22 protein-coding genes and 1 pseudogene are annotated in these 26,271 nt (G+C 45.0%); 5 read left to right on the top strand and 18 right to left on the bottom strand.

The window, feature by feature from the left end; genetic code table 11:
* Nucleotides 1-24: 24 nt before the first annotated feature.
* The 5 genes from ACQ4MX_RS05935 to ACQ4MX_RS05955 all read right to left on the bottom strand — a co-directional run bounded on the left by ACQ4MX_RS05935 (nt 25) and on the right by ACQ4MX_RS05955 (nt 7,355).
* Entirely contained in the window at nt 25-1,917 is a 1,893-nt protein-coding gene (locus tag ACQ4MX_RS05935; protein ID WP_431089749.1) for an ABC transporter ATP-binding protein, read from the bottom strand.
* Nucleotides 1,904-5,164, bottom strand: coding sequence for a lantibiotic dehydratase (locus ACQ4MX_RS05940; RefSeq protein ID WP_431089750.1), 3,261 nt, complete (start codon nt 5,162-5,164; stop codon nt 1,904-1,906). Before ACQ4MX_RS05940 ends, ACQ4MX_RS05935 begins: the two co-directional genes overlap by 14 nt.
* Nucleotides 5,139-5,816 carry a winged helix-turn-helix domain-containing protein gene (locus ACQ4MX_RS05945; RefSeq protein ID WP_431089751.1) on the bottom strand — a complete coding sequence of 226 codons (678 nt, stop codon included), beginning with the start codon at nt 5,814-5,816 and terminating at the stop codon, nt 5,139-5,141. The genes ACQ4MX_RS05940 and ACQ4MX_RS05945 overlap by 26 nt, the downstream gene beginning before the upstream one ends.
* A 50-nt stretch (nt 5,817-5,866) precedes the next feature.
* Nucleotides 5,867-7,129, bottom strand: a complete 1,263-nt coding sequence (locus tag ACQ4MX_RS05950; protein WP_431089752.1) for a lanthionine synthetase C family protein — start codon at nt 7,127-7,129, stop codon at nt 5,867-5,869.
* 73 nt (nt 7,130-7,202) lie between these two features.
* On the bottom strand, nt 7,203-7,355 hold the full coding sequence (locus ACQ4MX_RS05955) for an FDLD family class I lanthipeptide (protein WP_137062363.1): 153 nt from the start codon (nt 7,353-7,355) through the stop codon (nt 7,203-7,205).
* Nucleotides 7,356-7,551: 196 nt separating this feature from the next.
* Between ACQ4MX_RS05955 and ACQ4MX_RS05960 the strand changes: the two genes are divergently transcribed.
* The gene (locus tag ACQ4MX_RS05960) at nt 7,552-8,913 is read left to right on the top strand and encodes a lanthionine synthetase C family protein (RefSeq protein ID WP_431089753.1); all 1,362 of its coding nucleotides are present in this window, start codon (nt 7,552-7,554) and stop codon (nt 8,911-8,913) included.
* Here the strand turns inward: ACQ4MX_RS05960 and ACQ4MX_RS05965 are convergent, their stop codons facing one another.
* From ACQ4MX_RS05965 to ACQ4MX_RS05985, 5 genes are all read right to left on the bottom strand, one after another.
* Entirely contained in the window at nt 8,914-9,648 is a 735-nt protein-coding gene (locus tag ACQ4MX_RS05965) for an ABC transporter permease (protein WP_431089754.1), read from the bottom strand. It lies immediately after the preceding gene.
* A 14-nt stretch (nt 9,649-9,662) separates the two neighbouring features.
* Complete coding sequence (locus tag ACQ4MX_RS05970) at nt 9,663-10,370, bottom strand: ABC transporter permease (protein ID WP_431089755.1); 708 nt, start codon at nt 10,368-10,370, stop codon at nt 9,663-9,665.
* On the bottom strand, nt 10,367-11,290 hold the full coding sequence (locus ACQ4MX_RS05975; protein ID WP_431089756.1) for an ABC transporter ATP-binding protein: 924 nt from the start codon (nt 11,288-11,290) through the stop codon (nt 10,367-10,369). Before ACQ4MX_RS05975 ends, ACQ4MX_RS05970 begins: the two co-directional genes overlap by 4 nt.
* 143 nt (nt 11,291-11,433) lie before the next feature.
* A complete protein-coding gene (locus ACQ4MX_RS05980) occupies nt 11,434-12,504 on the bottom strand; it encodes a sensor histidine kinase (RefSeq protein ID WP_431089757.1) in 1,071 nt (356 codons plus the stop codon).
* Nucleotides 12,501-13,220, bottom strand: a complete 720-nt coding sequence (locus ACQ4MX_RS05985; RefSeq protein ID WP_431089758.1) for a response regulator transcription factor — start codon at nt 13,218-13,220, stop codon at nt 12,501-12,503. The genes ACQ4MX_RS05980 and ACQ4MX_RS05985 overlap by 4 nt, the downstream gene beginning before the upstream one ends.
* A gap of 164 nt (nt 13,221-13,384) precedes the next feature.
* On the opposite strand from ACQ4MX_RS05985, the gene yhbH reads away from it, so the two are divergent.
* The 3 genes and pseudogenes from yhbH to ACQ4MX_RS06000 all read left to right on the top strand — a co-directional run.
* On the top strand, nt 13,385-14,551 hold the full coding sequence (yhbH, locus tag ACQ4MX_RS05990) for a sporulation protein YhbH (RefSeq protein WP_431089759.1): 1,167 nt from the start codon (nt 13,385-13,387) through the stop codon (nt 14,549-14,551).
* Complete coding sequence (locus ACQ4MX_RS05995) at nt 14,548-15,993, top strand: SpoVR family protein (RefSeq protein ID WP_431089760.1); 1,446 nt, start codon at nt 14,548-14,550, stop codon at nt 15,991-15,993. Before yhbH ends, ACQ4MX_RS05995 begins: the two co-directional genes overlap by 4 nt.
* Nucleotides 15,994-16,103: 110 nt before the next feature.
* Nucleotides 16,104-16,277, top strand: a pseudogene (locus ACQ4MX_RS06000) (aromatic ring-hydroxylating oxygenase subunit alpha); the annotation flags it as partial.
* 35 nt (nt 16,278-16,312) lie between these two features.
* On the opposite strand, the gene ACQ4MX_RS06005 reads toward ACQ4MX_RS06000, so the two are convergent.
* The 8 genes from ACQ4MX_RS06005 to ACQ4MX_RS06040 all read right to left on the bottom strand — a co-directional run bounded on the left by ACQ4MX_RS06005 (nt 16,313) and on the right by ACQ4MX_RS06040 (nt 24,941).
* Nucleotides 16,313-16,999 carry a response regulator transcription factor gene (locus tag ACQ4MX_RS06005; RefSeq protein ID WP_134910519.1) on the bottom strand — a complete coding sequence of 229 codons (687 nt, stop codon included), beginning with the start codon at nt 16,997-16,999 and terminating at the stop codon, nt 16,313-16,315.
* 38 nt (nt 17,000-17,037) lie between these two features.
* A complete protein-coding gene (locus tag ACQ4MX_RS06010) occupies nt 17,038-18,573 on the bottom strand; it encodes a PucR family transcriptional regulator (RefSeq protein ID WP_431089761.1) in 1,536 nt (511 codons plus the stop codon).
* 203 nt (nt 18,574-18,776) lie between these two features.
* A complete protein-coding gene (locus tag ACQ4MX_RS06015; protein ID WP_431089762.1) occupies nt 18,777-19,436 on the bottom strand; it encodes an aspartate/glutamate racemase family protein in 660 nt (219 codons plus the stop codon).
* A 46-nt stretch (nt 19,437-19,482) separates the two neighbouring features.
* On the bottom strand, nt 19,483-20,433 hold the full coding sequence (locus ACQ4MX_RS06020; RefSeq protein WP_431089763.1) for an aminopeptidase: 951 nt from the start codon (nt 20,431-20,433) through the stop codon (nt 19,483-19,485).
* Between the two features lie 35 nt (nt 20,434-20,468).
* A complete protein-coding gene (locus ACQ4MX_RS06025; protein WP_431089764.1) occupies nt 20,469-21,140 on the bottom strand; it encodes an AroM family protein in 672 nt (223 codons plus the stop codon).
* An 81-nt stretch (nt 21,141-21,221) separates the two neighbouring features.
* Nucleotides 21,222-22,169, bottom strand: coding sequence for a DUF1177 domain-containing protein (locus ACQ4MX_RS06030; protein ID WP_431089765.1), 948 nt, complete (start codon nt 22,167-22,169; stop codon nt 21,222-21,224).
* Nucleotides 22,170-22,192: 23 nt separating this feature from the next.
* A complete protein-coding gene (locus ACQ4MX_RS06035; RefSeq protein ID WP_431089766.1) occupies nt 22,193-23,260 on the bottom strand; it encodes a DUF917 domain-containing protein in 1,068 nt (355 codons plus the stop codon).
* A 10-nt stretch (nt 23,261-23,270) separates the two neighbouring features.
* Nucleotides 23,271-24,941 carry an OPT/YSL family transporter gene (locus ACQ4MX_RS06040; RefSeq protein WP_431091262.1) on the bottom strand — a complete coding sequence of 557 codons (1,671 nt, stop codon included), beginning with the start codon at nt 24,939-24,941 and terminating at the stop codon, nt 23,271-23,273.
* A 319-nt stretch (nt 24,942-25,260) separates the two neighbouring features.
* Between ACQ4MX_RS06040 and ACQ4MX_RS06045 the strand changes: the two genes are divergently transcribed.
* Nucleotides 25,261-26,268 carry a phosphotransferase gene (locus tag ACQ4MX_RS06045; RefSeq protein ID WP_431089767.1) on the top strand — a complete coding sequence of 336 codons (1,008 nt, stop codon included), beginning with the start codon at nt 25,261-25,263 and terminating at the stop codon, nt 26,266-26,268.
* Nucleotides 26,269-26,271 lie beyond the last annotated feature (3 nt).

The following is a 26,271-nucleotide window of genomic DNA, read 5'->3' on the forward strand; positions in this document are numbered from 1 at the left end:
CAGGAGGGTATCTGTCCTTTATAATTATCCACCTGTCATCCTTACTAAAGAGGGCGACGTATTTTCCTCCTGAAAGTCACATTCTCGTTGTGGAAGATACGACGAGGCTTGTAGCCGAAACATTTCAGCATACACCCCGTTCATATCCAGTAAGTGTTCATGGCTCCCTGCCTCAATGATTTTGCCCTCCTCCATTAAAATGATGGTATCCGCCATGCGTGTAGAGGACAATCTGTGAGAGATAAACACTCCTAATTTCTCATTTACAAGCTGATCAAACTTTTGAAAAACTTCTTTCTCTGCGTGTGGGTCCAAAAACGAACTTGGTTCATCCAAGACATATACATCGGCGTTCCTCATGAAAGCTCTTGCTATTGCAATACGCTGCCACTGTCCTCCAGATAGCTGTTGTCCGTCTTCAAACCATTTTCCAAGCAAGGTATCAATTTTATCGGGCAGACTGACTACCAAATCTGCAATTCCAGCTTTGTCTATAGCTGTCCAAATGTCCTCATCAATTTCTCTAGAAGACACATTTCCAAAACCTATATTATCTCTAACAGCCATCTCATAATGTACAAAATCCTGAAAAACAACTCCTATCTTTTCTCTGAAGCTATCTTTATCCATTTCATGTATTGAGTGCCCATTGATTAAAATTTCTCCTTCAAATTCTGAGTACAAATGAGTCAATAACTTAACGATAGTTGATTTACCCGAACCATTTCTTCCTACAATGGCTAGCTTCTCTCCTTGAGAAAGAGTGAAGCTAACATTTGAAATTGCATTTACCTCAGTATTTGGATACCTAAACGATACATTGCGAAATTCAATACTTTGAATGGCGGACAAACTCTGATTTATTGTTTGTGTCTCCGTTTCCTCAGGCATATCTAAAAAGTCGAATAGCTGCTTAATGTATAAATTGTTTTGGCACAAGCTTAAAATTCCCTGTACGATGCTCTGGGATGTTGACTGTGTTAACGTTATAGCCTGAATTAAGCTTACCAAGTTCCCTACTAAAATTTGGCCTACAAAAGTAGCTTGTACTGCCATGAAAATAATAAACCCACCTGCCCCCTGGTTTACAATTTGAAATACAAGAGAAGTATATGACCTACGAACTGCTAGAACTTTATCCTCACGGTAAAACCCTTCAAGTATAGTCTTATATCTTTTTCGCAAATAGTCTCCCAATTGAAAAATTTTCACTTCTTTAAAACTGTTATCTCTGGTAACTAAAAAAGACAAGTACCAGGATTCGCGTTGCCTTCCTGCCCTTTGAAAATGAACATTAAATTCTCTTTGTCCGATGCGTAAAAAAGAATAGAATGATAAACAGGGAATAAGAAAAATAAATAAGAACGCCCACCATTTCCACGCTATAAGAATAGCGCCCACTGAAAATAAGGTTACAACACTACTAATAATGGCCAGGATTTGAGTGAAAATTTCAAAAGGCCTGTAATCTGCCTCTCCCTGAGCCCGTTGAAGCATATTTTGGACATCTGCATCCTCAAACGACTGCAAAGACATCTTCTGTGCTTTTTCAATAATTCTGATATTAACTTGGTTTGATAGTTGACTTTGAAACATTTTACGAAAAAAACTTTCTCCTATGTTTATCAAATCATACACAATGTTGATGCCTATTAAGACGCCAAAAGCAATAAAAACAGGTTGAAAGCTTCCTCCTGACCCCCCTCCCACCACACTGTTGATCAATTCTCTCGTAGCTAAAAGAATCACAGCAGGAATCGCACCTTTAAACAAATTAGTAATGAGTATAGCGATTAAAAAGGCGGGATGAGTATCCCATAGTAATCTGAATATACGAGGCCAAAATAAAAAAGTACGAAATATATTCTTATAGGACAATGAAACTAAATCATTTTTTTGCCCATTAGACTGTGACATGGCCTACCCCTTTCCGGTGCAACAAGTTAGCTAATGTGTGCTTTGCTAAAGCCATACATTTCATTTCCCGCTCCCTATTAACACCAAGCAGACGATTCAAGTGCATATGGATTACACTACCCAAAATATCATTAGGATGATTAGTGAGCACATTATTATTTTTAGCAAGGGTTACCGCTTGAGCATACCGCTCAATACTGGCTTGTCTTTTTTCTACAAGTTCTAAAAAAGCGGTCTGTGAGACCATATCCGCCTGTCGAATCCATTCATAATTCGATTCTACAGAGGTGATCAATGTTTTTTTAATATCCCTGAATGCCTTCATATGCGGCTTGCTATCAATTCTCTCTTCAAGCCAGTCGACTTGCTGTTGAATTGTTAAATCAAAGCCACTCAGATAATGAATAATATTAATAACCGCCGCAATCTCTACGTCCAGATTAAAAACTTTAGAACGAACTCCCCCCAAGTAGGAGACGACCCATTTACTGTCTATGTCAAAAACTTGTTCTGCCAGTTCCATAAGTGCCTGTCCCCCATATCTCTCTATTTCAGGAAGATATGTGTCCAAAATCATATTCGTTATAAGTCCTTCTTCACGCAGTTGGGATGCCCACTGATTCAATTGCGCTAAACCAATTGTCCACAGCTTATCAGGGTCACCCTGAAATCGTAGACGGATATGATGTTCAGGATCAACATACCGGATAAAATAGGCTTTTTCACTCCAGTCCTCAAAATCGGGCTTGTTTATTAGCTGTCCCAAACTTAAACCAATAAGGTCCGTCTCTCTTTCCTTGATTCCGTACAATTTAAGGTATAACCAATTCCCTCCTGGAAGTATCCCTCTATTCATGCTGACAGGAGTATGGTCAGTGAAATTTTGGAATTCAACCTTATTCTGTGAACTAAGGATATTTGATTTTATCTTTACACTTTTTTTCTTTAATGGAAACACAAATTCCCCCATATATTTACCTGCTGCCCCATGTAATGGGGTATGTGAAGGGTCACCCAGACATTCGATAAGTAGAAGCTCCTGTCCATCACGTGTCTTGCTCAACTCACGAAGCAGTTCTTTCACATGAAAGAGATTGCACAAGTCTAGTAAAAGACGATTATCACCCATCGTTAAATAAACATAGCGCGGCACATTCCATTGTTGTCTCCATGTATGAAAAAGCTCTTCTTCTTTTCTTGATTCGTTTAATTTTGAAATGTTCAGTGTGGCCTTGCCCAGTTTCCATTGTGCAGCACTAATAATAACCTTTTTATACACTAGTCTTGGTAAAAAAGGTGACTGTTCTAATATTCCCCAGTTAAAATAGGACCACGTACCAATCTCTTTATTGGTAATATCCGTTAGAAACCTGAATATATGTGGTGAAAGCTTATAATTAAGCATATGTGTTTGCAAGGGGATTATTTCTTTACCTAAAGATTTGGATTTGACATAGAAACGGTCAAGAGTTGCACCCACCAGCAAGTCATCAATGTGTAGTGTATGCTCCTTGTCTTTAGAAGAGATAGTTCCAGATACAATCTCATATTCCATTAAATTTTTACTTAGTGATATATTTGATATTTTTCCTTGTTCAGGCATAAAAACCATCTCTGACAACAATGCTTCTGGATGGAAACATTGGTGATGATCATATACTTCAGAGAATTTTTGGATAAATTCCTCATTAAACATATCTAGAAAACGACCAAAAGTCTTACCCGCTCTATTGGAACCAGCACTTGCTCCAAGTAACAGCACATAATCGCCAGAATCAACTTTTTCAGGGGAATTAGCATAAATACTATAATAGATCTCCATCGTTTCAGGGGAAGTTTCAAAATTATCAAAAACTGTAAGTTGTTCTACCTGCTCATCTGTCAGGATAAGCTCTATTTCATGGTTAGAAATTGCATTCGCAACCCATTGAAAAAGAATAGCGTTGCGTTTAAACGCCCCTACATCCTCCATTGAACTTTTCTCTATATTCGTACGGTACATCTCGGGTATTCCGAGTCCCCAATCCTCATCAAACAATTCATTAATTGGGACCTCCTGATACACACCGTATTTCTCCAAAAAACGATTCAAGTATTCTGCCAATTCATAAGTTTTGGGAGGTGCATACAATCTGCACATGATCTCAGCACCTAATGCAGCATCATCCAACACATGTCGCGGCAGAGTGACCTCTTTTTCCAGTTTGACATCAACTTGTACAGGTGTCTTCACAGAAATTATATTCAGCATTTTGCTACTTAACTTCCGATAGACATCTGCTCCTTCCCCAATAGTGCATTGATTATATCGAAGTAATAAAGTATCGATTTCATGTAAAATATGAATCCATTGATCGGTAACATCCAACTTTTTAATTTTTTCGAATATGTAGTGAAAGGACGAATGATCCATTAATGGGGGTCTAAGCTCACTCAAAATAAATTCTTGCTCTACAAGTTGCCGCAAATAATTAACGATCATTTCCATAGTAGCGTCAGGGAATGCTTTTAATAGTATTACTTTTAATTCCATCACCTGAATTGGAAACTCTGTAGCTTCGAACGTCAGGCGAACGACATCAGTGAGATGAATGGAGCTAAAAATTTCTGCAGAATCATCAGCTTCTGCTGCTCCATGTTTAGGTCTAAAAGGTAATTTGGCTCGGTTTCCTTTGATCATAACCGTTTTGTTTAAGGAGACTTTTAATTGATTAAATATGGCTGGATCAGCTTCGATTTTTTGAATAAGTTTATATATCCATTCCATATCGGGTCTAGCTCTCTTAAGATGCTTATTATAGGTACCAATATCCAAATGGGTAGACTTGCCGCAGATCCCCTGCCCTACTCCCGAGAACAATCCAAAAGGGGTCGTTCGGGTAGTCATCCTAATAAAATAACGATAAAAGCTGTTCAACGTCTTCTCATACTTTTGTAGCTCTCCTTTATCATCCAATGCATTATCATCGTTCAAGTAGTGTAGAAACTGCATAAGGGACGGAGAGGCTAATGATATGGCTTCTTGAATAACAGTTTCCTGGGAAACCAGCTTTAGTCGACGAGTTATTTCCTCCAAAGTAAGCTCGCTGTCCAAATTTTGGCCCGAAAATACCTGAAAATATTGATCTAGCGGTAGTAATGGGGCTCTGATTAGAAAGAAATCACATGCACTGAACCACCTTTCATCCTTAACTCTTTCTTCTTTATGTAGTTTATGAGTATCAGTGTAATGCAGTTGTCTCTTCACAACTGACCACCTCCAAATTTTTAGGAAATATATTCAACTTGTAACCAATTCCATGACATGTTACTAAAATTTTCGGATGACTTGGATCATCTTCTATTTTCTCTCTCAATTTTCGAATATGCACATACACCGTATTAGATGTAGTAAAAGCATCAACTCCCCATACTCTGTCTATAATGTGATCAATCGTCAATGCACGCTCTTTCGCTGTAAGGAGATACATTAATAATCGAAATTCCATCATAGTCAGCATGTGCTCATGCCCTTGCTTCCAAATAACCTTTCCAGCAGGATCAAAAATAACATTGGGTGATAAACTAATTGCCTCACGGTCTCTCTCCATTCCATATTCAGATGAAGCCATGGAAAACAATTGTTTGAGGAGATCCAATTGCCGTTTGTCATCACAATGATAGGACAGGAAGATAAATGGGACCGTAAATTTTTCTTTAACGGTGTGCCAGTAAGACAAATCCTCTAGCGTTACATAATCCTGATTCAAAGCTACACCGATGCACTGCTCATCAATCTCCGGTAGAGCTTGGTAAAGCGAATCATAAAACATGATTTGAACGTTTTCTGGAGTGCTTAAAGTCTCAAAAAAATGCTTAATTTTCTTAAAGGATGATATAACCATAAATTTTTGTTTCATCTAATCCCCCCAAAACCAATGCTTCAGATAAAGCAGTTAAGACCGAGCCGCTACGAAATTAGAAACAATTCACTCCATCTCCCTGAATATTTAGGTTGTTCCTTCCCTATTCCATAGTCCAACAAGCTTAATGCAATCCCTGTTGCCCCTTGCAATATTCCTATATTATGAACATGAGTTGTCCCCTCCAAATCCTGGTATCCAAACGGAAGCTCTTCATCGTATAAATTCACTAACTTTAATGCTATCTGATCGGCAAAGTGTAACGCTGCTATATTACCGGTTAAGTAATAGAATCTATGAGCCATATGAAGCAAACCCGCCAATCCGTGACAGAAAGTGGGGGATAACGCATTTAATAGCTCTTCATCTAAGCAAAATATGGATTCTACAGCTTTTTTCGCTATCTTTTTCCATTCTTCATTACTACACTCAATTCCTGCTTTGAATAGAGTCCAGGCTATTCCAAAGGTTCCATGGCACCAGCCTTCAATTTCTCTCATTCCGTCTTTGTTCTCTATCTTGTTCATTGAAGCCACTTGAGAGTTTACAGGCCAATACAAACCATATTGATCCTCCTGAATTTGAATAAGCAAAAAATTGGCTATATGTTTTATAGCCTCATGTAGTCCTTTAACTTCGATTTTTTTTTGTAGGACAGTGACAAGCAGTGCAAGTATTCCGGTAATACCATGCGCCAAACCTAGATGGATTGAAGCCGAACCTACTCTTGACGCCAAATGAATATATTCAGGTATGAAGCACGTAATGGTATCCAATAATTGACGAGACAGATCACGCATCGCCTTGTCTTCTGGAATCTCCAATGTGTATCTGCCAACTCCGAGCAGTCCATTGATGAAATCCATCTGCTTGCTAAACTCTTTTGTTGAGCTCATTACAGGGAATTTTCCCCATTCAACTTCAATATGTTTATTCAGTTGAGACGTTAGTTGGTTATAGTTAGCTCTGTTATTAGAAGCTAAGAGTATGCCATAAGCCACTCCTGTTGTTCCGTAATAAAGAGAAGTATGAGGCAGCAATAATAAAGAGTTAGAGTGTAAATACAGCAACTGAGTATGCACATGCTCTGCCCAATATTGATCCGGCTCCAGATAACCCCATTCGGCCAACAACACTAATACACCTGGAACTCCATCGGCAAGCGAGCCCGGATTCCAAGGGGCCACTCCACGTGAAGGTGAGAGGTTGTTTGTATGAATGACTATCTTTTCTGTATATGATAGGTCTGTTAGTTTTTGTGCTATATACTTACTGATTTCAACTGATCTCCCCTGCAAATCTTTGACCATAAATCCTCCCCATTTTCATATGGGAAAAGACACGGTTATAGAAACCGTGCCTTTTTTCCATATTTTCTCGTTATTAACACGTTTTGCAGAAGGTAAGACTAACTTGACAATTCAAAGTACCTGTTGCACATGAAGGAGTACAGATAAGACCACTGGCTGGTTGAACCTCTTTAGGAGCAACCTCATTTTTGGCTACTTGCAAGTCCAGATCAAATTGATTTTTCATCTTGTTACCTCCTTTTATTTTTTACAATTTCATTATAAGTTATATAATCTTAACTAGACTTTATAAAATTCTTACATTTGTCTTAACTTCAACGAGTACATTTAAGATAAACCTTCGTTACTTTTTAGTATTTTTAAGGACAACTCACTAACTTTTAGCGACAATATAATGAGAAAAAAATAAAGGGGGCATTCATATGACAATGGATAGTTTTGTTATGCAACAATCCGATCAAGCTCGTGCAAGAGATATCAGTAAAAAAATTGCCTTCTGTATATGCGATCCCGAATCCGTCTATACGGCAGTCCATGCAGAACACAATGTTTCGCCGGAAACAAAGTACCACCCTTGGGGAGGAACTTCACTTTCGCATGGTTATCCTGGTAATATTCATTTACTATCCCAATGGCGTGCTACAGACTCTTCGTATGATTGGAATGGGGCTATACACTTGAACATGGCTCAAATCCAAGCTTCACTTGCTAAAAATGGTCTTAACGATGTCTCGCTTTACAGTGGATGGGCAGGTATTGCTTCTTCCGTGAGTGAGGCTTCCAATCATGGCGAATACTACAGCAATTTCTTACAACAAATCCATCAATGGATGATTCCTCTAACGAAACAATGGCTTCAGTCGAATACAGAACAATTAGGTCTACAAGAAGGGATGCCTATGCAAGCCTTTGACACCATTTCGGGAGCTTCAGGGATCGGAAGATATATTTTGATGAATTCAACCGATCCCATCTGTACTCCTCTTGTTGAGCCTATTCTTCAATTTCTCACCCATCTTACACATCCCATACATATTCACAATCGTTATGTCCCAGGGTGGTACTCTCCGCAAAAGTTTCAATTTTTAGGCCGGGATAAACGTAACTATCCTCTGGGTAATTTCAATTGTGGAATGGCACATGGTATTCCTGGACCGTTGGCTTTATTATCCGTTGCATACAGTGCTGGAATTGAAGTAAAAGGTCAATATCAAGCGATTGAAACCATTACGGAATGGTTGCTTAAGTATAAACATGAGGATACATACGGCTTCTACTGGCCTCATATTGTTCCATTTGAAGCTGAAACAGGGTCACTAGAGTTTGATTTCCAACGAGCAAGAGAAGCATGGTGTTACGGTACACCCGGCATCGCCTGTTCCCTATTTCTTGCCGGAAAGGCTCTCCATAATGATGATCTGCAAAAATTGGCTGTAAAAGCTTGTATTAGTGCAATCTCCTATGAGGTGACTAAGCGGGAAATGGACTCCTCTGCACTCTGTCACGGTCTTGCCGGTCTACTCATAATATCTTGGCGAATGTGGTGTCACAGTAAAGAGCCTGCGCTTATCCCACTTGTGCAACAATTATCGAGCCGTTTACTTGATCGCTTTCAAGCGGATAGCCCACTTGGATTTCTTGATCCCGAGCCAAAGGCGGATGGCTCTCAGATCTGGCTGTCAAAAGCGGGCATACTTGAAGGCGTTGCTGGAATTGCTGCTACTTTATTAGGTGTTTCTGAGAACAAGGAGCTAGCTTGGGATCACATCCTAATGCTATCCTAACTACAACCAGTCCCTATTCACAAACATCTTTCTTCCACCATACAGATAAGCTAAAAACGTAAAAATTACAATCAATCCAAGGCTATAAGGCTCAACTCTGGGTGCATAAGTCGCTGTTTGAGGCAGCATGATATAATAAGGAATCGTGAAGGGAAACCACGCACCTATAGAAGAATGGAAGCCTGTTATGACAATATTAGGAACCACACAACAAATGGACATTCCCAGAGAAGCTCCAAAATTCCGGATTTTTATCGAGAGCATAAGCTGTAGTGCTGCTAGAGGGAAAATCCCGAGCCACCCTCCCAAACCGGTAGAAAGGACGACAGACCAAGGGATTTCTCCTGGAGCACCTGCCATATTTCCACTTACAAAATAGCCTACTATGAATATAAGCTGATCAAGCCCCAGTATGAGAATGAGCAATATATATTTTGCATAATAGATTTGCTGACGAGGATACGGACTGCTCAATAAAATTTTCCATCCCCCATCTCGATGTTCGTATGCACACAAAAGAGAAGCGATAATTCCACAATAGAGCGGATAAAAAAACATAGAGTGAAATTGCGCTGAATAGGTGTATAAAGTTAACCAGCTAGGCGAAAAAAACTGCTTCAAATCGTTCAATTCCAAGACTCCCATTAAAGAATTTATGACCGCATCCAATATAATGAGAATCCATACCATGATCCATTGAAGCTTTATCGTTTCCACGCGTAAAATAGAGCCCATGCAGCTTCTCCTCTCTATTTGAATTCATGCTTGGTAAACTGTAGTGTACCAAGTCCCGTAAAAATGACCCCTGCACTTAAAGCAACGATCACCCAAATCATGTGTTCCTTAATCAGAGGGCTTGATAGTGCAGGGTATGACCAAGGCAATATTTTAATCCATAGAATACTTGTGCGTGCCAAAAACAAGCTTGCAATAGAACCAAATATACCAAACGCTAATGGGAATGCTTGATTAGTGAAAAGTGTAGAAAGCCAAAGTTGAATTGCGAGTACTGGTAGGGTAGCCAAGCTTGCATTAATCGGCTGCAACAGCATAATCCGCCAAGGAATTGGCTCGTTTGTATACAGCATCCAGATAAGGCTCATCCCTGCTATAGTGATCAAGGCGGTACCAAACTGTAAAATCACGATCCATACTATTTTGGATAAATAGATGTAGCTTCTGGGAACAGGCATGGCCATAAGCTGTTTCCATGTATCAGTATCATGCTCTGTACCCGCCATAATGCTCGCTAAAAGGGTACCGCCAAGCAGCATCACAAACGAGAGAAACATAAACATAACAGCAAAACCAGCATAGACACCTCCTGGCCCTTGCCGAAAGTAAAGGTACCATTCCACGGCAGTCATACCTGTAAGTACACAGCCCTGTATAAGAGGAAGCCACCAGCATATTTTCTTTAGCTTGAACCCCTCTGCCTTTATAACCCGGAGTATCATAAACTTCGCTCCTTACCAGTCAGTTCAAGGAATATCTCCTCCAATGTTTTTTTCTTTTCTGTTACCCGATAAATGGGATGATTGTGTTCCACAAGCACCTTAATCATCTCTGAAGATTGTTGCCGATCCACAATAGGAGTTACGACTTCTTTGGGTTCCATGGATTCAGCTTCAGCCGTCCATCCATGCTGAATCAGTGCTCCTGCAGCCAGAATAGGATCTTGGGTTTCGATGAATAATTGAGGCTTACTTTTGGCTGTGAGTTCCTTCATCGTTCCCTGGAAAATCATTTCACCCTGATTGATAATTCCTACATAGGTCGCAATCTGCTCAATTTCACTTAATAAATGGCTCGAAACCAGTACCGTCATTCCGTAAGCGCCAGGCAGGTTCATAATTAACTCCCGAATTTCCTGGATACCGGACGGGTCCAAACCATTCGTCGGTTCATCAAGAATCAACAATTTGGGATTAGCAATAAGTGCCATGGCAATCCCCAGTCTTTGTCGCATCCCCAAGGAATATCCTTTTACCGGACGATACGCATCCTTGCTTAATCTCACCAAATCCAGCACTTCATGAATTCTTCGGGTCGGCAGTCCACGCATCGTTGTAACGATTTCCAAATTTCTATATGCGGATAAATGAGCATAATAGGCAGGTGATTCAACCAAGGAACCAACATCCTTCAAAATTTCCATACGCTGATCCTTTAGCTTTTTCCCGAAAATCTCAATTTCTCCAGCTGTGGATTTAATAAGCCCGAGCAGCATACGAATCGTGGTTGTTTTACCAGCCCCATTAGGTCCTAAAAATCCATAAATTTGCTCTCCGGGTACCTGGAGATTTAATCGTTTTACAAATTCCCGTTTTCCAAAACGCCTAGTTAGCTGCTGTGTATGTATTACATATTCAGACATTTCCTATCTCCTCTCGACTTTTAATGCTGAAGTTTTAGTTACATATAGTTTACTGAAGTAAAGTTAACATCAAGTAAACAGTTCATAAACAGCAGGCAAAAAAACCAAGCAAACTTCAAAATGTGAGATTAGATGTTGAGAAGTTAGATGTTTAGCGGCAATGAAATCTCCAACCTTGTACCCGTTTTACTTCCTGGAAGGATATGAAGCGTTCCGTTATGGGCTTCAATAAAGCTTTTGGCAATAGGTATTCCATGCCCTTTGGAGTGAGACGCCTGCATGAACTCATTTGGAATTATTCCTATGCCGTCATCTTCGATAAAAATATGAAGCTTATCGTTCGCTTTGTTCACTGCCATTGAAATATGTGTACCTGGAGGGTTATGGATGATCGCGTTAATTAAAAAATTCTGTAGCGCTCTTCCTAATAATTTGCTATCGAAGAGCATAATACATGCTGCCTCCATTGACGTAAAAGAAAATTCGTATTGCTCTGCTGAAGGATGGTTAGCGATATCTATGACTGCATTGCGAAGAAATTCTATAATGTCCTCCTCCTTCAATTGAATCGGCAGAGGGTTCTCCTTGAACTGCATAGAAGCATTTAAATCCTGAATCAACTGCTTCATCTCCGTCACTTTTTCACTGATGCATATGCTAAAGCCTCTTCTTTCTTCATCAGACCAATCATATTCTTGGGCAGTTAGCATGGCTGCATATCCTTCAATATAGGTTAACGGTGTTTTCAGATCATGGCTTACGCCTGCTACCCACTGCTGTTTTCGCTTTTCTATTTCCACTCTCTCCTCCTCATTGCGGCGCAATTGAGCAGATAAGATGTTCATTTGTTCAAAAAGCTCTTTATACAATTGATACGGGAGCTTATAACTATTTTCCCGATTTTTTTTACGCTCTGGCAGTTCCAGCTCACTTAGCGGCGCTTGGAATTCCCCCGTTGATATATTTCCAATCCATTTAATCATGTAAATTAGTGGCTTACCAATATACCATCCATAGGCAGCTATGAATACAGTACTTTGCACGATACCAAGTCCTGTCCAAAATAGATCAATACTTATATTTTGAGATGCAGCAAATGTACTTTTTATAAAAATATATATGATAGTGCAGATAACAAAACAAAGAACATAGGCCAGTACAAAGCATAACGTTACTTTCATAAAACGAAAGGATATTTTAACCAAAGAGTTCATTCTTGCTCCTCCCTCTTGACTGACATCATTTTATAACCAAGCCCTCTTACATTAATTAAAAATTGCGGTTGCTTAGGATCAGGTTCTATTTTTTTTCGTAAACGGGAGATATGAATCACTACAGTCTTCTCATCACCTAAGAAGGCCTCGCTCCATATCGCCTCGTATAGCTGCCGTACACTGAAAATATGGTTAGGGTGCTTACACAAAAATTTCAGCAGTAGCCATTCACGTGCCGGACAATCGACCTGCTTGTCCTCCACATACAACACACCGGATTCCAGCTCCAGACGAAAATATCCAAAATCTAAAGTGCGTAAGGACGGTTTCATGGCCACAGTCGGAACTTTCCGATATTTCATTCGAGCTTTCATACGCGCAACGACTTCCAGAGGGTTAAACGGTTTGGTAATATAATCGTCCCCCCCGATACCAAATCCCATTAATTTGTCCAGGTCTGTATCTCTTGCCGTCAAAAAAAGAATAGGAGCTTCCGTATATAGACGCAAATGACGACACACCTCAAACCCATCGCTATCAGGGAGCATAACATCAAGCACAATCACATCAATATGATATTCCTTCACGACTTGCAGCGCTTCCTGACCCGTTGCTGCATGCTTAACATGAAGGAATCCTTCTTTTTTTAACACCGTTGTCAGCATATCCCGCAGCCCCTGTTCATCGTCTACTATAAGTACTTCAATTTCTTCCATAACTCAAGATTCTCCATTCTTTTTTTACATTTTTTACTTTCATTATAAAAGTAAACGAGCAAAATTTAAATCAAGTTCCATCACATATCGTACATCCCCGTGAATATACTTAATAACCAACAAGGCCAAACTGTGCCGTGTATCCACTTGGGGGGTGCCTAACAATGCCGGAACCACGTCAGCCATATTCATTCGTCGTATCCCGCGAAGATTGGTCGCTGCATCGCAAAGGGTACCAAGACCAGCAGCGTCATCAGCAGAAGGTCAAAGATGTGATTAAGCAAAATCTGCCTGATCTGATTACGGAAGAAAATATTATCATGTCAGACGGTAAGCAGATTATTAAAGTACCGATTCGCAGTCTGGACGAATATCGCTTCATTTATAATTATCAGAAACAAAAGCATGTAGGCCAAGGGGACGGCGACAGTCAGGTGGGGGATGTCATCGGACGCGATCCTGCTTCCCAGAAGCCCGGTAAAGGCGAGAAAGCCGGAGACCAGCCCGGACACGATATCATGGAGACGGAAGTCAGCATGGAAGAACTGGAAGATATGCTGTTCGAGGACATGGAATTACCGCATTTGCAGCAGAAAGACAAGGAACAGATTGAGGTTGAATCTATCGTATTTAATGATATACGCAAAAAAGGCATGCAGGCCAACATTGACAAGAAGCGAACCATTCTCGAAAATCTGCGCCGCAACGCCCGCGAGGGCAATCCGGGCATTCATCATATCAGTCCGGACGATCTCCGTTACAAAACATGGGAAGAGAAAACCATTCCCCAATCCAACGCAGTGATCATTGCGATGATGGATACTTCAGGCTCGATGGGATCTTTTGAAAAATATTGCGCCCGCAGCTTCTTTTTCTGGATGACCCGCTTTTTGCGCCGTCAATATGAAAAGGTGGAGATTGTCTTTCTGGCGCATCATACCGAAGCCAAAGAGGTTACCGAGGAAGAATTTTTCACCCGTGGAGAAAGTGGCGGCACCATCTGTTCTTCGGCCTATCTCAAGGCATTGGAGATTATCGACAAGCGCTACCCTGCTTCCAACTATAATATTTATCCCTTCCATTTCTCGGACGGCGACAATCTGACCTCGGACAACGAGCGGTGCGTGAAGCTAATCGAGGAGCTTATGAAGCGCAGCAACATGTTCGGCTATGGAGAAGTGAATCAATATAACCGTAGCAGCACACTGATGTCGGCCTATAAGAACATTAAATTGGATCAGTTCATGTATTACGTTATCAAGGAAAAGGGCGAGGTATACCAAGCCTTACGCACCTTTTTTCGCAAACGGGAAGGGGGAACGGTGGGATGAGCACCGACCAGAAAGAGCTGGAATACGCGATATCAGAAATTATGGAGATTGCCAACGGATTCGGGCTCGATTACTATCCAATGCGGTACGAGATTTGTCCGGCGGATATTGTATACACGTTCGGGGCCTATGGAATGCCCACACGCTTCAGCCACTGGAGTTTTGGAAAAACATTTCATAAAATGAAGATGCAGTATGATTTTGGACTGAGCAAAATCTATGAACTGGTCATCAACTCCAATCCCTGCTACGCCTTCCTGCTGGAGGGGAATTCTTTAGTTCAAAATAAATTGATTGTCGCCCATGTGCTGGCGCACTGTGATTTTTTTAAGCACAACGCTCGCTTCTCAGCTTCCAACCGCAATATGGTGGAGAGTATGTCCGCCACAGCAGACCGGATTAACGGTTATGAAATGGAATATGGCTCCAAGGCCGTTGAATCTTTCATTGACTCCGTGCTGGCGATACAAGAGCATGTTGATCCACAGCTAATCAAACCGCAGCATCTGGATAAACAGCGCTATATGGAGCTTAAAGTCCGTGAGCAAAAGGAACCGGGAAAACGGCAGCGCCCAGACGGTCCTTACGATGATCTGTGGTCACTGGACACGGTGAAGTCACAGCTGGATTCGACGGAAAGCGAAGGCATCCAGATACGACAGTTCCCGCCTGAACCGGAGAAGGATGTTGTATGGTTTATTCAGGAATTTTCGGAGGTGCTGGAGGACTGGCAGCGGGATATTATGACGATGCTGCGGGACGAAATGCTGTATTTCTGGCCCCAGATGGAGACCAAAATTATGAATGAAGGCTGGGCCTCCTATTGGCATCAGCGGATTGTGAGGGAACTGGATTTGACCGGGGATGAAACCGTTGAATTTGCACTGCTGAATGCTTCTGTCGTACAGCCTTCCAAGCAAAGCCTGAATCCGTATTATTTGGGGCTTAAGATATTTGAGGATATTGAAAAGCGATGGGATAACCCAACCCGTGAAGAGCAGGAGCGACAAGGACGCAAACCGGGCGAAGGACGCGCTAAAATGTTCGAGGTACGGGAGTTTGACTCAGACACTTCTTTTATACGCAATTACATGACCAAGCAACTGACCAAGGATTTGGATCTGTACGTATTTGAGAAACGGGGACCGGATTGGAAAATAACAGATAAATCGTGGGAGAACATACGGGACCAGCTTGTGTTCTCGCGTGTGAATGGTGGCTCCCCTTATATTGTCGTTGAGGATGGAGATTATCTGCACACTGGTGAGCTGAAGCTCAAGCATCAGTTTGAAGGGATTGAGCTGGATTTAAAATATATGGAGCGTACGCTTCCGTATGTGTATCAGCTGTGGGGGCGGACCATTCATTTGGAAACGATGATTGAAGGCAAGCTGGCCTTATTCTCATACGATGGCAAGAAGCATCATCGCAAGTTTGTATAGTAGTATAGAACCAACGATCGGTATAGTATAAGTAAAAAAGACAGAAGCGGGCTACTGCAATACACTTTTCCGCAGCAATGGATTTTGACTCCCGCTGAGGAGGGGCGCAGGAAGAGGATCGAACCGTGGTGGAAAGCCAGCATCCGCGTCCTATCCCTGAGGCGCTGCGCATGGAGGCGCACGTACCTGCAGACGGGCCTCAGGTTCGTTTTCGCAACCGCTGGTACGACTTTCTCGTTAACGATGAACCTCGTGTCCGCCTGGATCAAGAATCGACGTGGTGAATGGGTGGGCCAAGCGCCAAGCAACTGGCGTTCGTTCACAGCATCTTTTCCGCCTTATAGCCAATTCCATACACCGTCTGCAATAGCGACTGATGCGGTTCGAGCTTCTTGCGCAGGCGCTGGATATGAATATCCACGGTCCGCGTTCCCCCTGCATAATCGAAGCCCCATACCTGCTCCAGCAGCTCGTCCCGTGTGTACACCCGCCCGGCATGTGACACCAGAAGCGCCAGCACATCAAACTCCTTGGGTGTCAGATCCAGCGTTGTTCCCTCCAGTTCAGCCGTTCTGCTGGACGGACGCACGCGCAACGGGCCAAGTGCCGTTTCTGATCCTTCTGGTGCAGGCGCTCCCTCCCGTTCAAGCCTCCGTACCAGCGCCTTGATGCGGGCGAGCAGCTCTCGCAGATCAAAGGGCTTGCTCATAAAATCGTCCGCGCCCAGCTCGAGCCCGAGCACCTTGTCCACGATATCGTTTTTGGCGGTCAGCAGCAAAATGCCAATGCCCTTCCGACTTTCCAGACGGCGGCACACCTCATATCCGCCCAGCTTGGGCATCATCACGTCGAGCACCAGCACATCCGGGTGAAATAAACGGACTTTTTCCAATGCGTCTTCCCCGTCAACAGCGGTTTCTACCAAATAACCTTCTCTTTTCAACCCATAGGCTAGCGCATTTCGAATGCTGGGTTCATCGTCCGCTACTAATATTTTTTTATCCATGTCTTTTCCTCCCTGCCCTATAAACCAACCGTATCTGCCTACTTATGTTCCCGCAAATAATAATGGATCAGACAGGTATGGCATATGAACTGCTCGCGTGGATCGTTGAGATCAAAATCCGCAATGTCACGAATCCGTTCCAATCTGTATTTGACCGAATTACGGTGTATAAAAAGATAATTCGCCGTATCCATCAGACTACCCCGATTTTCCAGATAATAAAATAACGTTTTAAGCAAATCACTGCCATGAGACCGATCATACTGCTGGAGTTTGCCCAGCTTACGTTCAAACAAATCGGCAAATTCCTCTTTGTTCATTGCTTCCCCAAGCATATAGTGCATTTCGATATCTCCGAATTTACATACACGTCTATCGGGATACAGCCGCTGGGATACGGTGATGGCACGTCGTGCCTCATTATAGCTTTGCATCAGCTCCCACAGCTTTTTGGCACTTCCTATGCCTATATAATAATCGCCCGTTCCCAATGCTTTTTCACTGTTCCAGTTCTTCAGCGTTTCAGCCCAGGTTAGTCCCTGATCATCGCCAGCCCCGTCATGATGGTCATTCGGATGAAGAGTAGGCAGAAATAATATTGCCCGATTGGAACGGAACTCAATATGAGAAACCACACGTCGCCGGGTGGATTCCTGAATCAGCAATCCGGACAGAATCTCTTCTGGCGGAGCGGTAGCGCTTTCCAGTACAGCGACCTCCCAATCATATGCCGGGTTAAATCCCAATTGACGCCCTCGGCGCTCAACCTCATGCCGCAACGGCACCGGAGGGGTCATCAGCTCATCAATAAAGTTACCCCGCAGTCGGCTTTCCGTATCTTCTACCGCCTTTTCACGCATTAATTCCAACGCCATGACCAGGCGTGCCTGCTCAATCCCCACCTGCTCCATATCATCCAGCTCGTTGCGGGCAATGACCAGCTTGGCAACCGTGCGTTTATCGACATTAATCGGAAAATAACGGGAATCCTGCGCCTCCGCCCAATTCCACTCCTGTGGTGAAGTAACGATGGCTCGGCCTCCATTATCAATCAAAGCAACCGGGGCTTTAAGCAGCTCTGCAATATTATCGCTTACAGCCTGTATACCGCTGTTCTCCAGCACCATCGTTGTTAAGGTCCGATATATCTCTTCCGAGCGTCGCAGCAGCTCTGCTTGCCGATTCAACACTATATCCATGACTCGCTGTGTAATATCTGTATATGGAATATCAGCCGGAATCTCAATCACGGGCAGGCCACAGGCATTGCTTTCCTCCAGCGCACTGCGGGGAATTTCCTTGAGAAAGCGGGTCGGTTTGATCGCAAGTGCTGCGGCCCCGCCCTGATGCAATAATTGAATAATTTGACACAATACCTCAGGCTCATGACGGATGGAATAAGCGGTTGTCATCAATAGTACGCCTTCCCTGATCCAGCCCTTCAAGTCAGGGACCTCCATAATATCAATAAAACGGACAAACCGATTTAGCCCTTGCTCTCCGCTTAGTACCTTCGCCTCCTTCAATACGGGCATTGTCATAAGCTCCTGAACGGTTACACCCGGTATTTTCATATGGACAGACCACCTTGCTATTTATTTTGCGGTAACGGCACATATATATTTAGGATTTTGCAAAGTTCTCGCCTAACTTAATTTTCAGGATAGTGTACCAAAAAAGTTTACAAAACAAAACCTTTTACCGGATGGAACGCAAATAAACCGCCTTTTCAGGAAAAGGCGGTTTATTTCATACCCTGTTATTTTATGAGCCAGGCTTATCCTGCCTGAACTTCCTCATTCTCCCGTTCCCAACGCACTGATGCGGCTGCGCCGAGGGCCACAATCGGATCAATGGCACGGATGCCCAGCCTGCGCTCCAGCTCCGGTGCGAAGTTCATCGTCACAAAACCCGTACAGGCCAGCACGATGGCCTCTGCGCCCTTCTCCTGAAGCCGCAGCGCCGCTGCCATGGCCGCCTCCTTACCTTGCGGAGTGTTCAGGTCCAGCGTCGTACGTACACCCTCGGGGCGTTCTGTGCCGATGTAAGACTCACCCAAGATACGGCGGATCAACGGGGGTGCCTCCTCCAAAATGGTTAACACACCGACACGACTGGCCGCTGTCAATGCCAGATGCGCCGCGCAGGAGCCTGCGCCGTATACAGGTACATTCACCGCCTGACGGGTTTCCTCCAGTGCCGGATCAGCCGCACAGCTAATGCCAATGGACGTGCAGCCCTGCTCGACGAGCTGTTGCGCTGCAACCACAATTTTAGGCACCGATTCCCGATCCGTTGCATCATCATAGATTCCCTGCGGCTGGTCAGGGATACACACACTAGTGACAGACAGCCCGTAGCGCTGCTCGATAACCCGACCGTGAAGGCCAATAGCTACTTCGTCTTGCATGGTAAGCACTCTGATAATTCCGAGCATGATGAATTCCTCCCCGTTTTTACAGCTCCTGCTGTTTCTCATTCATCTAACGCTCCAGCAGTTGCCCTGCTTTCATAATCAGGCGGTCATCCAGATATACATCCGGTCGCTGAACGACACCGTCAATATGTACACCCGCAGCGATGGTCCCGCCAAAAGTATTATTGCTGCCAAAAGCTACGTGAATCGTGCCGTATACCTTCTCATCTTCCAGTACAACACCTGTAATACGCGCTTTATCATTCGTCCCGATACCGAACTCGGCCAGCATTCTGCCGTCACCGTCGCCCAGTATTTCCAGCAGGGGCTGTCCGGCTTCCCCTTCTGCGGCTGTCAACCTGCCGTTTTCGACCATCAGCAGTAGCGGCTCCTTCAAGGCACCGATTCCCGCAACAGAGCCGTCCACCACAATCTGCCCTTGCGCCGTCCCCTCCAGCGGAGCAATATACGCTTCGCCGGAAGGAAGGTTGCCGGATTCGCCAGGGTTCAGATACATGCCCGTGCTGGGCACGCCGTTGCGACCCTCAATGCTAAAGCTCAGGCTGTAACCATCCTTTTCAATCCGCACCTGCTTGGCAGCCGTCAATAATGCGGCCACCTCTTCGGTCAACGCCTTGACCTTCGGATAATCAGCAGCAATCGCCCCGTTCATGAACATGTCGTCCGTCATGCCAGGCATCGTCGCCAGACGCGCTCCAGCCGCTGCGGCTTGCTTGCGGGCATGGGTATGCGTCAGCGAATACCGGGTGACACATACGACAACGTTGGAGCGGAGCATAGCTTCGGCGACAGGTGCCGGAGGCTCCTCCCCCGATTTGGAGCGCACCTTCATCGTCAAAATAGCAGCTTCAGCCCCCAGCGCCTTGCCAGCTTCATAAATGGACTCGCCCAATTCCTTTTTATCATCGTCCGTTACGACCAGAAGCGTCTCTCCAGCGGTAAGTCCCAGACATGTTTGCAATACATTTTTACTAATTTCAACACGTTGTTGGCTCATATTCTTTACCTCCTATTTTCAGTCAGCTTATATGTTTATACCATTTCCGATACCAGCTTGCCGATCAGGGCATTGGACAATACGACTGGAACCCCCGCGTAACGCGTAGCCAGTTCTCTGTGAACATCCGTATACCCCATACAATCCAGCACGATAAGATCAGCCTGATCCTTGAACTGCCCGGCAGCCTGGCGAAATTCCTCTTCACTGCTGCTGTAAGGCGAGGCCGCCGCAAACCCGGGATTCATTCCGTGAGGACTGAATTTGAGCTTGAGATTGTCCTTCTGCTCTTCCAGCGGACCAATCAGGCCGACCCGCCGTCCGCCGGACATCGCCTTAATCACAGGAGGAAGCACATGGTCCGGCTCGATCAAAAAGGCGGTTCGGGTATGCAAACCCGGAAATACGCCGGTACACAGCAATAAAATCGTACGAATGCCCTGTTCCTCCATGCGCGTAATTTTCTCCTGAAGCAGCGGCTGGATTTTTTCGCGTGATATAACTACCGACTCTCCAGTCGTCAGACGGGAGGTCAATACATATTCTCCCGGGGACGGAGAGAGATGCTCTTGTATATAAGCAAAAGAAAGACCGTCTAGCGCACCTACCTGTACCAGTTCTGCACGTCCTTCCAAAGCCCGTTCCACGATAGGAGCCACATCTGTCCGGGGCGCTTGCCCAATCGTAATCATCCCAAGCTTATCCATCTTTAATCCCCTGCTTTCGTATCCATTTTATTTTACGCTCCTGACGACAAAGGGCAAGCCTGTGGCCTGCCCTGTTTAGCATCAGTCGTGGTTTTGCGCACTGCCTGCTGTCTGAAGTATCTTCATGGAGCCGTACAATTCAGTAATTTTGACAAATTCCTGCGGGTCATAAAATGCACAAGTGCCATTCGTAAATTCCTTGGCCGTTTCAATGGAAAAACGTACAGCAGCCGCGATATCAATCTCATGACTCGCTCCGGTGCCACATCCTGGTACAGCAGCCTGCGCTGTAATAGCCACACCGACTACAGGCGCATTCGTCGCTACAGCAGGCTGCAAAATCGAATTAATATGGTATAAGTCATTACCGTACGGCGTGATATCCTGCGTGGTTACTGGAAAAGTAACAGGCAGTTGTCCCGTGGTCTGCTCCATCAGGCGCAGCAGATCCTCACTGACTCGCAAAATATAGCCTTCCTTCACCGTAGGTGAAATAGCAATCCCTTTATGGTTAATGACACGATTGCCCTTGGTTGTATCAATAGACAAAATCGCTTCCATCTCGGGAACAATCTCATGACGATTCATTTCCAAAAAATCCACAGGGGAGTCCATAAAATCAACCGGCTCATGCGGACGAGTAGGTGCATCCGGGCAAATATGTGTAGTTACGATCACATCACCCTTCAGCTTGTCACCTTTGATCTGCATATCCGCCAGCTTAAGCCCGGCAGCCACCGCCGCAATAGCTCCGTCCGCATCAGATACAAGACCAATTCGGGAAGGACGTGCGCCGATCCCGCCCAGGCGTCCGACAATGCCGAATGTCGGTGCTGTACCTCCCGAGCTTTTACCTTCTGTACCCGGAATAAGCACTTGTATAAAATCCGTGCTTCCCTTGGCTCCGATTACCTGTTTTACGGTTACCACAATATCCTCGTATCCGGCGAAAAGCTGCTTAACCCGCTCTCCGTTTACATAGGCGCTGTCCAGCGCTTCGAATACGGTTAATGTCTGTTGAAGTGCCATCTTTGCATTCCTCCCGAAATCATTTATAGATAGGACAGTATAGGCTTATGAATAATTTGCTCAATCGGTTGCAGCAGCTTGGTGTTAAACATAGTTGTACTCAGCAGCAACTTTTCCTTCGGAACCGCAATGATAGCCAGTCGCTGTCCTTTCGCTACGGCGGCAGTGATTACAGGTCTGCCTGTATCCAGATCCAGTGTCATGATCAAATCTGGAAAAGTCGCCAGTCGCTCTCCGTCAAGCTCCAGGGACATGTACTCATTCCAGAAGGTCATTTCGTAGGCACTGCGGCTATCGGTAATACGTACCAATCCGGCATCAAAGCCCCCCGAAGTTTCAAGCTTGCATTCTGTTATTTCTCCTGAGACGATCACCTTGCCGCCCAGCTCAGCGACCACGGCTGCAATCGCGGCTTCGCCCTGATGAGCCAGCATCGCTTCTCCGACAGCAATTGCTCGGGAAATGGCTCCCGGCGCACCGTTGGCTCTCGCGTAAGAAGCCGTAACCGGATTCCGCGCAACCGCTACAAGTCCTCCAGCTTCTACCGAGGCTTTACGAACCAGCGATGCAGCATGGTCCAGAGAGCCTGAAATCCCTACCTCAATATAATGCTCTCCGCGTCCGCCCACCGCAGCCTGACGGCTAACGTAATCTGGCAGCTCGGTCAAATTCATAGAGCCCATTGTACCCGTCGGATGTGCCCGGCCATTACATGCAAAATCCACAACCGGAATACCAATCAAAGCCGACTGAAACCAGCCGTTAATCGTTGTTTCGCCACCATTTTCATTCGTATGCAAGGCCCCGACACCCTTTCCTGTCATGGAGGACACCATTTCCAGCGCCTTCACATAATGAACAGGCTTCACATATTTATTCGGAGCAGCCGGGGCACCAACGACAGCCACGGTGACGAAGAGATCGTCATCTGCGAAGCTTTCGACGGATACCAGCTTCGGCTGTCCCACTTCAAGAGCCAGCTTTCCGATCCGCAGACCTTCCTCAATCCAGCCTCCGCCTCCTCCGCCCAGAACAGCACCGCCATAAACGGCATATTCAACAATTCTCTCATCCAGCTTCAAAGCGTCCATCTGCATCATCTCACTTTTTTAGTTTAAATACGGAATTAAAGAAGTTGTACAGCGCATCCCCTGCGATAAAGCCTGCGGCCAGAATCGTCATGGAAGAAACGACCTCTTTTTTTGCGAAACGGGTTACGAGGAAGCGAATTGCGATGCCGGCCAGAACAGCCCAACACGCGTTCGCTGTCGCAATCAGTAGCCCTGTCGCGAACATAACACCCAGTTGGCGCTTGGAGCCACCTAAGAGTTGGAGAATCGCTCCCGGTATCGCCCACAGCAAGAGCTGGCTTGCCACCCCCGGTGTAGCTCCGGCCTGAATGGTGGATACATATACTTTATCAATCGGTGGCACCAGATTTTGCGCAAAATAACTCGGATAAGCCAGAGCTACAGTCACCAGTGCAACAGCGAAGGCGATCAGAGCCGTTATATACTGTTGCTTTCGACCTTCCCGTTCCAGCTCCTTATCCTTACCGTTGCCACGCAGGATATAGCCTGTTTTCAAATCAAAGCCCATATCCGCAAAGGCAGGACCTGTAGCCGCGCTAAACCCGGCCAGCAATGCCAAAGCCACTGGCGGAAAGCCGATCATCATACCGCCAAGCAAGGTAATGAAGGCGACCGCAAAGGCGGGGAACCACCCGGAATGCATGGCGGCAATGCCGACGATAATTTCATGCACGAACGCGGCAAAGGCTGCAAACACGATAAAGCCGATCAGCATGCCTACGGACATGTGCGTAACCAGTCCACCGATGATGGCGATCAACAGGGAAATCGCCAGATACGCGATGAATCCGAGTCCAAGCGTACGACGAGCCTCTGCAATCGGACGGGTGTATTCTTCATCCTGCGAAGAGGCATGCACGGGAGCCCCATCCACGACAATGCTACTCGTGCCAAATGCTTCATTTGAAGCTTTATCCGAAAGCGCGGCGGTACTGTCCTTTTTCTTGCCGGAACGGCCGAATACGAGTACAGCAGCCTGAATCAGCGCCACAATGCCCGCCCCGATCATCACTCCATGCGCAATGTATAGCGCATTTACATCAATCTGAAATAGCGGCATGGAATACTGGCGAATCAATAAGCCGACACCAAACATGCCCAAGGCCCAAATGTTACCGATAAAAGCAACACCAAAGGCAGACATCGGAATGCTGAGATAAGAGCCGACTACCCCGATCAGTGCGCCGACACCCAGCAATCCGGCACGCTTGCCGCCCTTGTCCCCGGCTCTGATGGATTCCGCTGTCGCAACACCCGGAGCCCAGGTACCCGAGGCGGGGAACAGTCTGGAATCAAAAATTTTGTACAGTATCGTTGCATCTGCGAACATAGCCAACGCCGCCCCCAGCAGCATGGGTACGACCAAATCAGGGGTTCCCATGAGATATGGAATTCCAATCGGAATCAGCAGGCTATTGGCCGCCCCGAAGGTAGCAGAGGAAATCGCCGTCTGGACCAGATTTTGACGATGTACCGATTTATAACGTAAAAACCAGTTAAACGGGATACGTGCAATCAGCATCGCGATTAACGCTCCGATGATGGCCGTATTTGGGGTCACCCCCAGGCTGGTTACGATCTGCATTCCGATAATAGCTCCCAGAACACTTGTAGCCACAATGAGAATAAATGCAAAAGGCTCAAACGTTTTCGGGTGGCGTTTTTCTTTTTCGTTTTCCATATGACCCTCCTGTGGCTTAGACATGATGTATTTCTTCCTCTATTGAGTAGGTTTAACTTATGTTACTGCAACTTTCCTTCCATAAACAATGTTCGTCCTGACCAAAACAAAGGCATGTTTATTGTGCATACAGGATAAAAGACGATATATATAGCGCTACCATGACATTTTATCCCTTTATCGTGTAAAGAAATATAACATGAACTAGTTAGGAAAGCGTATAGCCCTTTAAAACAGCACCTATTTACCTCATCATGAATAGACTGATAACTAACAGAGGATTACCTTTTTCTATAATCACAAGTCAAGTGAGGTTCTTATGACGAAATCCTATACCAAAGCACAGATTCGCAAAATTACCAGTCGTTTCGGTCTGATCCCGTTAAAATCAAGCTTAGTCTCATCACTGTACCGAAAAAATGCAGTGATCCAGGTGAAAACGAAAAAGGGAACTTATGCATTAAAGCCCTTTAGCCGTACTAGGATGGTCCGCTCAAATACAATCCAACAGATGGAGCAGGCTGCAAGCATGATCAGGCTTTTGAAAAAGAGAAAGTATAGCTACATGCCCGCGTGGCTTCCAACACATTCCGGGAAGCTATGGACTTTACATCAAGGGACGCCATTTTATATGAGTCAGTGGATCAAGGGACGGGGATTGGAGAATGCTGAAGATTTTGAAAAGCTTGGGTGGGCACTTGCCACGCTTCATGCCACGTCCACTGGCTTGCATCGGATTGGAAGGGGAAAATCCCCTACGTCTCAGCAATTGCGGATATGGAAAAACCATGATCGTCTTTTTCAAAAAAAAATAAAAAAAATCAGCCGTCATGATACAAAATACCGCAGCTGGTACAACACTCACGGCAAAGACTGCCAACGATTATCCAGGCGGGCATGGAGGGATTTGCAGGACACCTCTATTATTAAGCTGCTTCAGAAGGAAAGCCGTTCCCCCTCTTTGATACACAGTGACATCACGATCCCCAATGTCATGATTTCAAATGATGGTCAACTTAAAATCATTGATTGGGATCGGGTGAAGGTCGGCTCAGTCTATGCAGATCTGGCAAAGGCCCTTATGAATACAACCCAATTCAATCCTGAATTTGTGCAATCCTTGCTGAAAGGATACCAAAAACGCAAACCACTAAGCCGAACTGAACGAAAAATGGTTACAGCCTTGTATAAACTGCCCCGTGAAGCGTGGCATGCCTCCCTACACCCGAATCGCTCAAGAAACCGCGAGATCCTGGACAATTGGGATCAATCGTGGCCCCTTCGTTTACAAATCATTCATATTTTGCAGGAATGGGTGCATGCATAAAAG

This window comes from Paenibacillus sp. 8b26, assembly GCF_050626875.1.
Lineage (GTDB): Bacteria > Bacillota > Bacilli > Paenibacillales > Paenibacillaceae > Paenibacillus.